The organism is Streptomyces sp. NRRL F-5650 (genome assembly GCF_000721365.1).
Classification (GTDB): Bacteria; Actinomycetota; Actinomycetes; order Streptomycetales; family Streptomycetaceae; genus Streptomyces; species Streptomyces ardesiacus.
Genome location: NZ_JOGV01000050.1, coordinates 1 through 13,858 on the forward strand (window position 1 = coordinate 1; position 13,858 = coordinate 13,858).

The 13,858-nt window shown below is 73.2% G+C and carries 15 protein-coding genes; 7 read left to right on the plus strand and 8 right to left on the minus strand.

Translation table 11 applies throughout. From position 1 onward, the window contains the following. Both IG88_RS0131945 and IG88_RS0131950 read right to left on the minus strand, forming a co-directional pair. The coding region (locus IG88_RS0131945) for a maltotransferase domain-containing protein (RefSeq protein WP_158854138.1) at positions 1-583 on the minus strand (583 nt) is incomplete at its 3' end. Between the two features lie 61 nt (positions 584-644). Continuing rightward, positions 645-917, minus strand: coding sequence for a DUF5133 domain-containing protein (locus IG88_RS0131950; protein ID WP_031048866.1), 273 nt, complete (start codon positions 915-917; stop codon positions 645-647). Positions 918-1,267: 350 nt separating this feature from the next. Between IG88_RS0131950 and IG88_RS0131955 the strand changes: the two genes are divergently transcribed. Next, entirely contained in the window at positions 1,268-1,783 is a 516-nt protein-coding gene (locus IG88_RS0131955; protein WP_031048868.1) for a hypothetical protein, read from the plus strand. Further along, the gene (gene glgX / locus IG88_RS0131960; protein ID WP_031048870.1) at positions 1,780-3,927 is read left to right on the plus strand and encodes a glycogen debranching protein GlgX; all 2,148 of its coding nucleotides are present in this window, start codon (positions 1,780-1,782) and stop codon (positions 3,925-3,927) included. Before IG88_RS0131955 ends, glgX begins: the two co-directional genes overlap by 4 nt. 10 nt (positions 3,928-3,937) lie before the next feature. Here the strand turns inward: glgX and IG88_RS0131965 are convergent, their stop codons facing one another. Beyond that, positions 3,938-4,738: a VOC family protein gene (locus IG88_RS0131965; protein WP_031048872.1), complete on the minus strand. Its 801-nt coding sequence runs from the start codon at positions 4,736-4,738 to the stop codon at positions 3,938-3,940. Between the two features lie 182 nt (positions 4,739-4,920). Here IG88_RS0131965 and IG88_RS39310 point away from each other — a divergent pair, with 182 nt between their 5' ends. Further along, positions 4,921-5,307 carry an ANTAR domain-containing protein gene (locus IG88_RS39310; RefSeq protein WP_051852144.1) on the plus strand — a complete coding sequence of 129 codons (387 nt, stop codon included), beginning with the start codon at positions 4,921-4,923 and terminating at the stop codon, positions 5,305-5,307. Here the strand turns inward: IG88_RS39310 and IG88_RS0131975 are convergent. Next, positions 5,255-6,046, minus strand: coding sequence for a SigB/SigF/SigG family RNA polymerase sigma factor (locus IG88_RS0131975; protein WP_030403360.1), 792 nt, complete (start codon positions 6,044-6,046; stop codon positions 5,255-5,257). The two genes, IG88_RS39310 and IG88_RS0131975, sit on opposite strands and share 53 nt — an antisense overlap. A 302-nt stretch (positions 6,047-6,348) precedes the next feature. On the opposite strand from IG88_RS0131975, the gene IG88_RS0131980 reads away from it, so the two are divergent. After that, positions 6,349-6,873, plus strand: a complete 525-nt coding sequence (locus tag IG88_RS0131980) for a hypothetical protein (protein WP_031048876.1) — start codon at positions 6,349-6,351, stop codon at positions 6,871-6,873. Positions 6,874-6,893: 20 nt separating this feature from the next. Here IG88_RS0131980 and hemC read toward each other — a convergent pair whose 3' ends face one another. From hemC to IG88_RS0132000, 4 genes are all read right to left on the minus strand, one after another. After that, the gene (hemC, locus tag IG88_RS0131985; protein WP_031048878.1) at positions 6,894-7,829 is read right to left on the minus strand and encodes a hydroxymethylbilane synthase; all 936 of its coding nucleotides are present in this window, start codon (positions 7,827-7,829) and stop codon (positions 6,894-6,896) included. Between the two features lie 28 nt (positions 7,830-7,857). Continuing rightward, positions 7,858-8,634 (minus strand): NPP1 family protein, encoded by a 777-nt coding sequence (locus IG88_RS0131990; RefSeq protein ID WP_031048881.1) that lies wholly within the window; start codon positions 8,632-8,634, stop codon positions 7,858-7,860. A gap of 136 nt (positions 8,635-8,770) precedes the next feature. Further along, positions 8,771-9,751, minus strand: coding sequence for an ATP-dependent DNA ligase (locus tag IG88_RS0131995; RefSeq protein ID WP_031048883.1), 981 nt, complete (start codon positions 9,749-9,751; stop codon positions 8,771-8,773). A gap of 116 nt (positions 9,752-9,867) precedes the next feature. Beyond that, on the minus strand, positions 9,868-11,322 hold the full coding sequence (locus IG88_RS0132000; protein ID WP_031048884.1) for an MFS transporter: 1,455 nt from the start codon (positions 11,320-11,322) through the stop codon (positions 9,868-9,870). A 251-nt stretch (positions 11,323-11,573) separates the two neighbouring features. On the opposite strand from IG88_RS0132000, the gene IG88_RS0132005 reads away from it, so the two are divergent. From IG88_RS0132005 to IG88_RS0132015, 3 genes are all read left to right on the plus strand, one after another. Then, positions 11,574-12,230, plus strand: coding sequence for a TetR/AcrR family transcriptional regulator (locus IG88_RS0132005; RefSeq protein ID WP_031048887.1), 657 nt, complete (start codon positions 11,574-11,576; stop codon positions 12,228-12,230). A gap of 743 nt (positions 12,231-12,973) precedes the next feature. Further along, complete coding sequence (locus tag IG88_RS0132010) at positions 12,974-13,354, plus strand: DoxX family protein (protein ID WP_031048888.1); 381 nt, start codon at positions 12,974-12,976, stop codon at positions 13,352-13,354. Beyond that, complete coding sequence (locus IG88_RS0132015) at positions 13,351-13,818, plus strand: peroxiredoxin (RefSeq protein WP_031048890.1); 468 nt, start codon at positions 13,351-13,353, stop codon at positions 13,816-13,818. The genes IG88_RS0132010 and IG88_RS0132015 overlap by 4 nt, the downstream gene beginning before the upstream one ends. The last annotated feature ends 40 nt before the right edge of the window (positions 13,819-13,858 follow it).

A 13,858-nucleotide genomic window follows, 5' to 3' on the forward strand; every position in this document is an offset into this window, starting at 1 on the left:
CGAGCAGGGGCAGCGGTTCGGAGGAGGTGACCAGGTCGCGCAGGGGGTGACGGGCCAGGACCGCGTCGACCTGCGGCGTCAGCGCCGCCGCCAGCCGGGTGGCCACCGGCAGCGTGTCGTCGAGCAGGGTCCCGGCCGCCGCCAGCAGCACCGCGCGCCCCGAGTCCGCCGGCACCCCCGCGGCGGCGCGCCGGAACAGCTCGGCGCCCTCCTCCAGGACGAGACCCGTGTCGACGCCGGCCGGGATCTTGATCCGCGCCGCGTGCCGCCAGGTGGCGACGGGGTCGCTCCACGCCTCCACCCGGTACGTCCAGTGACCCGGTGCCCCCGGCGTGACCTCGGCGCCCCAGCGGTCGGTGCCCGGGGCCAGCTCCCGCATCGGCGTCCACGGTCCCGGGCGGCCCTCGGGGTCCTTCAGCACGACGTTGGCGGCCACCGCCTCGTGCCCCTCGCGGAACACGGTCGCGGTGACCTCGAACGTCTCTCCCGTCACCGCCTTCGCCGGGCGTCTGCCGTTGTCCACCACCGGATGGACGTCCCGGACCGGGATACGTCCGATTCCCACGCTCGCACTCATCCGCATCTCACCTCCGCCGTGCTCGTGGCCGGGCGCGGGCCCGGCCGACTGGATTGGGCCGTTCGGGTCAGGCGGCGCCCGAGGGGGCCCTGTGGCCCGCCGGGGAGAGCCGCTCCGGCCGTTCCTGCGCAGGGGTGAGCAGGTTCGTCCGCAGATACCTCTCGGCAGCGTCCGCGGCCTCGCGTGCGCACCGCTTCCCCATCAGCACGCAGAGGGTGTATCCGGAGTCCTCGAAGGTGGTCCGGACGGTGACGTCCGCGGGGGACGCCAGCATCGAGCGTTCCCAGGCGCGGTAGTGCCGCAGCTTCCGGGCGACTTCGCTCTTCGCGGGGAGCAGCATGGCCGGTCACCTTCCGGGCGGTCCGGTGGTCCGGACGATCGGGTTCTGGGCGTTCGGCTCCGGCCGAACGGCCTGGCAGGGGCCGATCGGCGCAGGGGCGAACGAGTTCTTCACACATGGTGCACGGGTGGTGACACCCCGTCTTGTTGGATCTTCAACTGCATTCCGGGCCCCGCTCCCGCCCGCCCCCGCCCCGGTCCCGGCCCCGAACTGCTCGTGTTGCACGAATGGACTACCGCTCCCACTCTGGAGTGACTCAGAAGCGAACAGCGCTCACGCTTCGTGATCGGGGAGCCCGTCCCCCACGGGACGAGGAGGAGCGAGAGTCCTCGCGGTGAGGAGCCACGACGATGAAGACCGCAGTGCCCTGCTACTACCACCTCGACGTGGAAGTGAGCCCGGAACGGGTCGGACAGGTCAGGCGCATCCTGGCCGCTCACCTCCGGTTCTGGAACCTGGAGAACCTCGTCGAACCCGTCTGCTCGGGCGCCGAGATGCTGCTGCTGGCGATCGACGAGCACGCGAGCGACAAGAACACGTCGATCGAGATGTGGTGGAACCGCCAGCACCTCATCACGGCCGTAGCGGGCAACGACCAGGCGCTCCGTCCCGACCAGGACCTGCGCACCTGTCTGCAGCACCTCGCGGCCAACAGCGACGGCTGGGGCTGCTGCGCCGCCGACACCGGCGCCAAGGTCATCTGGTTCTCGCGCCGCGCCCGCGCCGGCGAACGCGTCCCGCTGGTCGCGACGGATCCCGAGCCGATCACCCAGGAGGGGCTGGAAGTGCCGCGAGAGATCATGCCCGTGGCCCGGGCGGCCGGGTGGGCCCGTACGTCCGGCGGCATCCTGGAGGAGGCCCGGTGACCCGCGCCAGGCCGAACTGGAAGGGGTCGCCCGTGTGGAGCGGGCACCCCTACCCCCTGGGAGCCTCGTACGACGGACAGGGCACCAACTTCGCCCTGTTCAGCGAGGTCGCCGAGCGGGTCGACCTCGTGCTCGTCGACGACGACGGCCGCCACAGCACCGTCCCGCTGCCCGACGTGGACGGCTTCGTCTGGCACTGCTACCTGCCCGGCGTCGGCCCGGGGCAGCGCTACGGCTACCGGGTCCACGGCCCGTGGGCCCCGGCCGTCGGCCACCGCTGCAACCCGGCGAAGCTGCTCCTCGACCCCTACACCCGGGCCGTGGACGGGCTGGTGGACAACCACGCCTCCCTCTTCGAACGGGCCAGGGGCAGGGCCGACCCGGGCGACAGCGCCGGGCACACCATGCTCGGCGTGGTCACCGACCCCTTCTTCGACTGGGGCGACGACCGCCCGCCCAGGCGCCCGTACTCGGAGAGCGTCATCTACGAGGCCCACGTCCGCGGCCTCAGCCGCACCCACCCCGACGTGCCCGAGGAGCTGCGCGGCACCTACGCGGGCCTCGCGCACCCGGCGGTCGTCGACCACCTCACCTCCCTCGGGGTGACCGCCGTGGAGCTGATGCCGGTGCACCAGTTCGTGCACGACGGGGTGCTCCAGGACCGGGGCCTGTCCAACTACTGGGGCTACAACACCATCGGCTTCTTCGCGCCGCACAACGGCTACGCCGCCCTCGGCACCCGCGGCCAGCAGGTCAGCGAGTTCAAGTCGATGGTCAAGACCCTGCACGAGGCCGGCCTCGAAGTGATCCTCGACGTGGTCTACAACCACACCGCCGAGGGCAACGAGAAGGGCCCCACCCTCTCCTTCCGCGGCATCGACAACGCCTCGTACTACCGCCTGGTGGACGGCGACTGGCAGCACTACTACGACACCACCGGCACCGGCAACAGCCTGCTGATGCGCCACCCCTACGTGCTCCAGCTCATCATGGACTCGCTGCGGTACTGGGTCACCGAGATGCACGTCGACGGCTTCCGCTTCGACCTCGCGGCCACCCTGGCCCGGCAGTTCCACGAGGTGGACCGGCTGTCCGCGTTCTTCGACCTCATCCAGCAGGACCCGGTGATCAGCCGCGTCAAGCTCATCGCCGAGCCCTGGGACGTCGGCGAGGGCGGTTACCAGGTGGGCAACTTCCCCCAGCTGTGGTCGGAGTGGAACGGCAAGTACCGCGACGCCGTACGGGACTTCTGGCGCGCCGAGGAGCACACGCTCGGCGAGTTCGCCTCCCGGCTGACCGGCTCCTCCGACCTCTACCAGCACAGCCGCCGCCGTCCGCGCGCCAGCGTCAACTTCGTCACCGCGCACGACGGGTTCACGCTGCGCGACCTCGTGTCGTACAACGACAAGCACAACGAGGCCAACGGCGAGGACAACCGGGACGGCGAGAGCCACAACCGGTCCTGGAACTGCGGCGCGGAGGGCGAGACCAGGGACCCGGCGGTGCGGGAACTGCGCGGCCGGCAGCAGCGCAACTTCCTGGCCACGCTGCTGCTCTCGCAGGGCATCCCCATGATCTGCCACGGCGACGAACTGGGCCGCACCCAGGGCGGCAACAACAACGCCTACTGCCAGGACAACGAAACCTCCTGGATCGACTGGCGGCTCGACGACGAGCAGCGCGCTCTGCTGGACTTCGCCCGCCGCCTGATCGCCCTGCGCGCCGACCACCCGGTGCTGCGCCGGCGGCGCTTCTTCCGCGGGGAGACCCTCACCCACGCGGACCAGCCGCTGCCCGACCTCGTGTGGCTGCTGCCGGACGCGCGGGAGATGACCGACGACGACTGGCAGCGCTCCGACGCGCACACCGTCGGCGTCTTCCTCAACGGCGACGCCATCGCCGAACCCGACGCCCAGGGCCGGCCGGTGGTCGACGACTCCTTCCTGCTGCTCTTCAACAGCCACTGGGAGCCGGCCGACTTCCGGCTGCCCGACGTCACCTACGGCGAACGCTGGACGGCCCTGGTCGACACCGCCGACCCGGAGGGCGTCCCCGACGAGGCCGAGCACAAGGCGGGCACCAGGCTGACCGTCGGGCAGCGCAGCCTGGTGCTGCTCTCCCGGGCCTCCCGCACCGGCCGGTGAGCCGGTGAGGTCAGCCCTCCAGACGGCGCGCGGTCACCGTGAACTGCGCGCCGTCGGCGTCCCGGAGCACCGCCTCGTCCGCCCGCAGGGAGAGCACGCTGCCCCCGTGCCGCTCCGCGGCACGGGCACAGGCCGCGACGTCCTCGACCGCGAAGTGGACCTGCCAGTGCGGCCGCACCGCCGGGTCCGGGGCCGCTCCCAGCGCCCCCGACTCGATGCGGGCCACGACCTCGCCCTCGTGGCGCAGCACCACCTCGTCGCCCTCGTACCGGACCTCGCAGCCCTGTCCCGAGTCCCACTCGAAGATCTCGCCGTAGAAGATCGCGGCGTCGAAGGCGTCGCGGGTGTGCAGCCGGATGAAGGCCGGACGCTTGGTGCGCCAGGTGTCCCAGTCGGAGAACAGCTCGCCCTCCCAGATCCCGAACGTCGCCCCGTCCCGGTCGGCGAGCAGGGCCGCCCGGCCCGGCGGCAGGGAGATCGGCCCGACCGCGGCGGTGCCCCCGCGCTCCTGTGCCCGCGACGCGGCCTCGTCCGCGCTGCGTACCGCGAAGTACGGCGTCCAGGCCACCGCCATCTGCCACATCGCGGCGACGGCGGCGATCCCGGCCACCGGCACCCCGTCGGCCAGGGCGATGCGGAAGGGCTCGCCCAGCCGGACGGGCCGCCACTGCCAGCCCAGGACGGCGGAGTAGAACTCCTCGGTCGCCTTCAGGTCACGGCTGGTGAGACTCACCCAGCAGGGGGCTCCGTACACGGAGTGCGTGGACAGCAGGCCGTCCCCGCGGGCGGAGGAGGTCATGTCGTGGTTCATGGCAGTCGTGTCCTGATCTCGTCCACCGGCAGCCACCGGCTCCGCGCCGGTGTCCGGCCGGGAGTGCGGCGGGCGCCTGGCGAGTACCCCGCACCCGGTGCCGAAACGGTGCCGCGCCCGTGCCCGACCGTCCGGTGGCGCGAGGCGTCGGGGCTGGTGAGGATGGAGGTCCGGAGGTGACCATGCCCCCCACCGACGCGCACCCGGCCCCCGGCCCGGGGCCGGATTCCGACGCGGACCAGATCTTCCGGCTGCAGGAGCAGGTCCGGCAGCTCAAGGAGGCCGTCGTCTCGCACGCCGTCGTCGACCAGGCGATCGGCGTGATCGTCGTCCTCGGCGCGGTGTCGCCGGACGAGGGATGGATCGTCCTGAAGGAAGTTTCCCAGCATACGAACATCAAACTCCGCAATGTGGCGGAAACGGTACTCATCTGGGGGCGCACCGGAGTGATGCCGCCGGAGATCCTGGCCGCGCTGGAGGACCGCCTGGGGCGGCCCCTGGGCGAGGGGCACGCGCTCAGCGGGCCTCCGCCAGGATCTCCTCGCGGATCCGGTCGAAGCAGCCGGTGAGCAGCCGCGAGACGTGCATCTGGGAGATGCCGAGCTGCTGGGCGATGCGGCTCTGCGTCATCCCGCCGAAGAAGCGCAGGTAGAGGATGGTGCGCTCGCGCTCGGGCAGCGCCTCCAGGCAGGGCCGCACGGCCACCCGGTCCACCACCGCGTCGAAGGCAGGGTCGGGCCCGCCCAGCGCGTCGCCGAGGGCGTACCCGTCGGTGCCGGGCATCTCCGCCTCCAGCGACAGCGCCGAGAAGCACTCCAGGGCCTCCATGCCGGTGCGCACGTCGACCGTGGTCAGGTGCGCGTGCTCGGCGATCTCCTCGACGGTCGGCGCGCGTCCCGGCGTGGTCTGCGCCAGCTCCTTCGCCGACTTGCGGACCCGGTTGCGCAGGTCCTGGATGCGGCGCGGGACGTGCAGCGTCCACATGTGGTCGCGGAAGTGCCGTTTGATCTCCCCGGTCACGGTCGGCACGGCGTACGCCTCGAAGGCGTGGCCGCGCCGCGGGTCGTAGTGGTCGACGGCCTTGACCAGACCCAGGGCCGCCACCTGGTAGAGATCCTCCAGGTTCTCGCCGCGGCCCCGGAAGCGGACGGCGATCCGCTCGGCCATGGGCAGCCACACCCGGATCAGTTCGTCCCGCAGCGCCTTGCGCTCGGGTCCCTCGGGCAGCCCGGCGAGCCGGTCGAACGCCGCGGCCGTGTCGGGGGCGTCGTCGTGCGGGTGGGGCTGGGTTCTGCCGGCGACACGCATCACGCGCACCTCCCTCAGCAGGGGTGCTGGCAAGTCCTCGTATATATGGATACTGAGCGCGAATGCCCCGGACGGCCACTCGAACGGCCGCACACCGGTGACCGGGCGGCCGCCCCGTCGCCGGACGTGATGTGCGGCACGCTCCGGGTGATCGTGCGCACGGGCGCCGGCGGATCCTCCCTGGGCAGCGCTTGATCGTCGATCAAAAGGGGCGAAGGTGCTGGCCACGGCGCATTCCGCTCATTTGACAGTGCGATCGGCACACAGATAGGAAGCAGCGTCGAGAGGTCGAGAGGGGCACCGTGTACGAGCCGAACGTGGTCGGGGACTGGCAGGAGTACGACGAGCACGCCGGCCTGCGGGTCCGAGTCCACCGCCTGGAGCCGGCCGAGCCGCCGCGCGGGCGGGACGACGCCGCGGAGGGGCTGACGTACTTCCGGGTCCGGGTGACCGTCGAGAACCGGGGCGGGCGACGGCTCGGCATCCACCTGGAGGACGGCCAGATCGACCTGCGGATCGGCCCCGACGGGGAGAGCGCCTTCCTCGACTGGCGCAACTCCCAGTTCATCGAGGGATTCGACGTCTACCCGCTGCGCCGGGCCACCGCCGTGCTCTACGGAGCCGGCCCGGAGGCGAGCCTGGGTCAGGTGGATGTCCAGGTGCAGCTCCGGGTGGACGAGGAGTGGGCCGACCGCCGCCTGTGGAGCGGTGCGCTGGGGCTGCCCGACGGGGCCGGCGCCGTGCCGTGCGGCACGGCGCGGGACGAGGGCGTGGCGCACCAGGTGAGCGCCTTCCTGCGGGGCCGGTCGGAGGACGGCCCCGCCTGACCCGCCCGGTCCGCCGGGGCTCAGTGCGCGATGCCGTCGATGATCTCCCGGGCGCCCTGGCGCAGCAGGGCCACCGCGACCGAGGTGCCCAGGGTCGCCGGGTCGAGCCGGCCCGCCCACTCGTGGGCGTTCAGCCGGGTCTTGCCGTCCGGGGTGAAGACGCAGGCCCGCAACGAGAGTTCCCCGCCGCTCTCCACGCGGGCGAGTCCGGCGATCGGGCTGTTGCAGTGCCCCTGCAGGACGTGCAGGAGCATGCGCTCCGCCGTCGCCTCCCGGTGCGTGCCGGGGTGGCCGAGGCCGCTCACCGCGTCGATCAGGCCGCTGTCGTCCTCGCGGCACTGCAGGGCGAGGATGCCCGCGCCGATCGGCGGCATCATCGTCTCGGGGGAGAGGACCTCGCTGATCACGTCGCTCCGGCCGATGCGCCGCAGACCGGAGACGGCGAGCAGCAGCGCGTCCGCCTCCCCCGCGGCGAGCTTCGCCAGCCGCCGGTTGGCGTTGCCGCGGAACGGCACGCACCGCAGGTGCGGGTGGGCGGCCGCCAGTTGGGCGACACGGCGCACCGAGGACGTGCCGACGCGTGTGCCGTCCGGCAGCTCGTCCAGGGTGAGCCCGTCCGGGTGGACGAGCGCGTCCCGCACGTCGTCCCGCTCCAGGAACGCGGCGAACACCGTACCGGCGGGCAGCGGCCGGTCGGCGGGCACGTCCTTGAGGCAGTGCACCGCGAGATCGGCCTCGCCCGACAGCAGCGCGGCGTCCACCTCCTTGGTGAACGCGCCCTTGCCCTCCACCCGGGACAGGTCGCCGAGCCACTTGTCGCCGGTGGTGCGCACCGGGACGACCTCGGTGCGCACGCCGGGGTGGAGGGCGGCCAACTCGGCCCGTACGCGCTCGACCTGGGCCAGCGCCATGGGGGAGTCGCGGGAGACGACGCGGATCGGCCGGAGGTCGGACATGGGGACACCGTAGTGTGCGCCGGGGTTCTCAGGCATTCGGGTCGAAGGGGACGCCGGCGGGCCGGGCGGCGGCGAGGTGGGAGGCGAAACTCGCGTCCTTGAGGCCGAAGTTGGCGCTGCCGAAGTCGTGGGCGGTCAGCTTCTCGCGCAGACCCGCCGGATAGCCGTTCCAGCCCACCAGCGGCGGATACTGCCAGGCGCCCTCGTGGTTCTCCGGCGGCTCGTCGTTCGAGGTGGCCAGGCGGAAGCAGTGGGTGCTGATGCCGTCCTTGTGATAGACGATCTTCGGGTGGGTGCCGTCGAAGCGGACGGCCGACCGCTCGTGCACGTCGAACGAGCCGTGGCTGGACGTCGACACGTACTGCACGGTGTCGTCCTTCACCCACACCACCACGTGCTCCCAGTCGTGCCGGTGGCCGCCGAGGCTCGTGCCGGGCAGCGCCTGGTCCTTCTCGAAGTAGAGGCCGTACATGTAGGCGCACCAGTCGCCGTCGCACCGGGCGCGCGCGTAGCCGTTGGTGTTCGCCAGGTCGGAGGCGTCGCGGCAGTTGCCGTTGAGCGCGCCGGTGGGATTCAGTCCGCCGTTGACCGCGCCGTCGGCGCCGATGGCGGGGGTCGGATAGCAGCCGTCGGTGTCGTAGTCGTAGGCGGGCTGGTACCGCAGCTCCAGGCTGTCGGCGTTGGCGGGCAGTCCCGGCGGCGGGGCGGCCAGGGCGGTGGCGGGGAAGGCCAGGACGAGGGCGAGGGCGCCGAGCGGCGCGGCGAGCCATCTGGGGCGGGGCGTTGCGGCGGTACGCGAGAACATCGCGTCCTCCTCGGGGAGCAGCCCAACGGCTGTGGGGGGAAGGGGAGTTCAGGTTCCCCTCTTTTCCCTCCCGCGCCAAGGGGGCCCGGGTGTCCCAGAGGTGAAGAGCAGCCCGACGCCGGACGGCGCCGCATGCTCACACCAGGTCGTCCGGAACGTCCGCGGCCGACTCCTCGGGCGCCAGGTCCGGGCGGAGCCGGAGCCAGGACGGCTGGCGCAGCATGCCCTCCCGGGTGCGGGTGCTGTAGCGGACCTCGCCGACCAGGCGGGGGACGACCCAGCGCGCCCCCGGCACCGACGGCACCGGGTCGAAGGGGCAGACGTCGGTCGCGGCCGCCGTCAGCAGCGCGGCCAGTTCGGTGCGCTCGCCCGCGCTCCAGCCGGTGCCGACCCCGCCGACGTAGTGCAGCCGCCCCGCTGCGCGCTGGCCGACCAGGACGGCGCCGGGGAGGCCGCCGAGCCGTCCCCTGCCGGGCAGCCAGCCGCCGACCACGACGTCCTCGCTGCGCATGTTGCGGATCTTGATCCAGGCCCGGGAGCGGACCCCGGGCTCGTACAGCGAGTCCAGCCGCTTGCACACCAGCCCCTCCAGGCCGTGCTCGCGGGTGGCCCGCAGGGCCTGTTCGCCGTGGCCGACGAGTGCGGCGGGGGTCGACCACGAGGGCCCGTTCAGACCGAGGCCCTCCAGGCGCTCGCGGCGGCCGGTGTAGGCGGTGCGCAGCAGGGAGCGGCCGGCCAGGTGCAGGGCGTCGAACAGCACCAGGTGGACGGGGACCTTCGCCGCCCGGTGGGCCGCCCGGCCCGGCGCGTGGGCGAGGCCCATCCGGGACTGGAGCAACTGGAAGTCGGCGCGGCCCCGTTCGTCCAGGGCGAGCACCTCGCCGTCCAGTACGGCGGGGGTGTCGCCGAGCGCGGTGGCGAGCGGTGCCAGTTCCGGGTAGGCGCCGGTGATGTCGTGGCCGGAGCGGGCGCGCAGCAGGACGCTGCCGTCGCCGGGCAGGTACACCACCACGCGCTGGCCGTCCTGCTTGGTCTCGTAGGCCCAGCGCGCGTCCTGTGCGGCGGGCGGCAGGGTGCCGGGGGTGGCGAGCATCGGAGGGATCAGCGGCAGCTCCACGGGTCAGTTCTCGACGGGCCCGGGTGCTGTCACGCGCGTTGTCCGCGAGGTTCGCCTGAACGGCGCCGGTCCCGGGGAGCGGGAGCGGCGCCGTGCGGGACCGGGGACCGTCGGGGTCAGCGAGCCGGGGCGGGCTCGGCGGCGACGCCGTCGGACGGCACCGGGCCGGCCGCCGGGCCGGCGGGGCGGTGCCGGGGGATGAACGACGCGATGGCGAAGGCCAGCAGGGCCGCGCCCGCGCCGATGGCCATGACCACCTTGAACGCGTTCTCGGACGGCAGGGCGAAGCCGCCCAGGTCGATGGTCATCTGGGCCAGGATCACACCGGCGATGGCACTGGCGACCGAGGTGCCCAGGGACCGCATGAGAGTGTTGAGGCTGTTGGCGGCGGCGGTCTCGCTCGGCGGCACCGCACCCATGATCAGCGACGGCATGGCGCCGTAGGCGAAGCCGATGCCCGCGCTGATGACGCAGGAGACCAGGACCAGGTGCCAGACCTCGGACATCAGCACGATGTTCAGGCCGTAGCCGGCCGCGACGATCAGGGCGCCGATCATCAGGGTCACCTTCGGGCCGCGCGACCCCGAGACCTTCGCGGAGACCGGGGCGAACGCCATCATCACCAGGCCGGACGGCGCCATCACCAGGCCCGTGGTCAGCAGGGAGCGGCCGAGTCCGAAACCGGTGGCCTCGGGGAGCTGCATGAGCTGCGGCAGCACCAGGGACATCGCGAACATCGAGAAGCCGATGGCGACGGACGCCAGGTTGGTGAACAGCACCTGGCGGCGGGCGGTGGTGCGCAGGTCCACCAGCGGTTCCGGGGTGTGCAGCTCCCACCAGCCCCAGACCAGCAGGATCACCACGGCCGCCGCGAACAGGCCGAGGGTGGTGCCCGAGGACCAGCCCCAGTCGCCGCCCTTGGAGATCGCCAGCAGCAGGCTCGCCAGGCCGGCGGCCATGCCGACGCCGCCGAGCAGGTCGAACCGTCCGCCGGTGCGCACGGCCGACTCGGGCACCAGCGCCAGCACCAGCACCAGGGAAAGGGCGCCGAGCGTGCCGGAGAGCCAGAAGAGCATGTGCCAGTCCAGCTTGTCCGCGATCAGCGCGGCGGCGGGCAGGCCGAGCGCGCCGCCGACCCCGAGGGAGGCGCTCATCACCGCGGTGGCGCCGGCCAGGCGCTCGGCCGGCAGCTCGTCGCGCATGATGCTGATGCCGAGCGGGATCACGGCGGCGGACAGGCCCTGCAGGGCGCGGCCGGCGACCATCGGGACCAGCGCGTCGCTCAGCCCGCAGACCACCGAGCCGCTGATCAGCAGTATCAGGCTCAGCAGGAGCATGCGCCGCTTGCCGAACATGTCGCCGAGCCGGCCCACGACCGGGGTGGCCACCGCGGAGGCCAGGAGCGTGGCGGTCACCGCCCAGGCCGCGTCCGAGGCCGACGCGTCCAGGAGTTTCGGCAGCTCCGGGATGATCGGGATGACCAGGGTCTGCATGAGCGCGACGACGATGCCGGCCAGGGCCAGTACCGCGACCACGGCGTTCGGCCGTGGTGTGGCGGGGGAAGCGGGCATGGAAGAGCCTTTCGAGCGAGGAAGCGATGAATCGTGCCGTGGGTGTGAAAGCGGAACGCGAGTATTTAAGTCAGTCGCTTGAAGTATCCTACGGGGTGTGGAGGACGAGTGCCCGCCCGGGCCGGGCGGTGTCCCGGCGCCGGCGCCCCGTAGGCTTCCGTGACAACCCGCCGTACGGCGGCGGACCTGCGACGACTCGAGGGACCGGTCGTCGCGGGCGGTGAGGAGAGGGTCCCGGCGCGGTGGTGAACATGGCGGGCAGGACGGTCCGGGCGGAACAGGTCAGCGCGACCCGGCAGCTCATCCTGACCACCGCCGAACGGCTGTTCGCCGAGCACGGTGTGTACGCCGTCTCCAACCGCCAGGTCAGCGAGGCCGCCGGGCAGGGGAACAACGCCGCGGTGGGCTACCACTTCGGCACGAAGGCGGACCTGGTGAGGGCCATCGCGGAGCGCCACTCGGAGCGGGTGGAGGAACTGCGCGCCCGGCAGCTCGCCGCCCTCGGCGACTCGTCCGACCTGCGCGACTGGGTGGACTGCCTGGTCCGTCCCCAGTTCGACCATCTGGCGGCACTGGGCAGCCCCACGTGGTACGCGCGGTTCTGCGCCCAGGTCATGACCGACCCGGTGCTGCGGCCGATCATGACCGAGCAGTCCCGCGCGTCCGTCTCCCTGCGGTCGATCATCGAGGGGCGCAACCGGTGCATGCCCGCACTGCCGGACGAGGTCCGTGCGGAGCGGGGCGACATGGCCCGCCACCTCATCGTGCACACCGCCGAGGAGCGGGAGCGGGCCCTGGCGGAGAACCGGCCCACCCCGCGCGCGAGCTGGCAGGACGCAGCCGACGGCCTCGTGGACGCCATCGTGGGCATGTGGCTGGCGCCCGTCACGCCCCGGGACGGACGCTGACCGGCACGCTCACGCGGGTGGCGTCCGCCCTCCGGCCGTGCCGCCGGGTCGGTCGACTTCCCTGGCCGGAGCACAGCCCGCGACCCATCCGGCCCGACCGGTCCCGGCTGGGCCGTCCGGCGACGCCGCTCGCGCTCAGCGCACCAGCGCTCAGCGCGCACGTCTCCGCTCGCCGGTGCTCAGTGCCCACGACGCGGCCCGTGTGCGGCGTGCATGTGCCGGTTGGTGCTCAGCGTGCGTGCGCTGCCCGTGCACAGCGTGTGTGCGCGGGTCCCTGGGGGCTGTGCCGGTGATGCCGCTGGCGCGCAGCCCAGCAGCCCGCCGGCGCTCAGCGCGCACGTCTCCGCTCGCCTGTGCGCAGTGCGCACGATTCGGCCCGTGTGCGGCGGCGTGCATGTGCCGGTTGGTGCTCAGCGTGCGTGCGCTGCCCGTGCACAGCCGCTCGCCGGTGCTCAGTGCCCACGACGCGGCCCGTGCGGCGGCGTGCATGTGCCGGTTGGTGCTCAGCGTGCGCCCCCTGCCCGCGCACAGCGTGCGTGGCCCGGCCCGTGCACGACCCCCGCTCAGTGCGAAACGGCCCGTGCCCAACGTTCGACGCCGACCGGGCGCGGGCCGGTGTCGACGGACCCGGCAGTGCCGTCGGCTGGGGTTCGGTCACGGTCGGGCGGTCGTCCCGGCGGTGGTGGGGACCGGGTCCTTACCGTCGAGTAATATCGCGCGTCAGGCCCCCACGAGGAGGAACCGTGTCCCGGTCCGACCGCTCACCCCTGCTGCTCGCCGGCCTGCTGGCCACCGCGGGTGTCGCCCACTTCGCGCAGCCCCGCCCCTTCGACGCCATCGTCCCGCGGTCCCTGCCCGGCACGCCCCGGACCTGGACGTACGCCAGCGGCGTCGCCGAACTCGCGCTCGCCGCCGGACTCGCCCTGCCCCGCACCCGCAGGACCGCCGCGCTGGGCGCCGCCGCCTTCTTCGCCGGGGTGTTCCCCGCCAACGTGAAGATGGCCTGGGACTGGCGGCACCGCCCCGCCCCCCTCAGGGCCGCCGCCCTCGGACGGCTGCCCGTACAGGTGCCGCTCGTGCTGTGGGCCCGCGCCGTCGCCCAGGGCAGCGGAGGACGGGCATGAGCGCGCTGCCCGCCGTGGGCGACACCGTCGGGGACTTCACGCTGCCGGACGAGACCGGCACCCCGCGCAGCCTGTCCGGACTGCTCGCCGACGGCCCGGTCGTCCTGTTCTTCTACCCGGCCGCCCTCACCACCGGCTGCACCGCGGAGGCCTGCCACTTCCGCGACCTCGCCGCCGAGTTCGCGGAGGCCGGCGCCCGGCCCGTCGGCATCAGCGGCGACACCGTCGAACGGCAGCAGGAGTTCGCCGGGCGCCACACCCTGGGCATGCCGCTGCTGTCCGACGCCGACGGTGCGGTCCGCGAGCGGTTCGGGGTGAAGCGGGGTTTCGGCCTGGCGCCCACCAGACGGGTCACCTTCGTCGTCGGGCGGGACCGCACCGTGCTGGAGGTCGTCCGCAGCGAGATCAGGATGAACGCGCACGCCGACCGCGCCCTGGCCGCGCTGCGCGCTCACGGACGGTGACGGTTCCACCTGTGCCCCGTCCCGGTTGATACCGCACCGT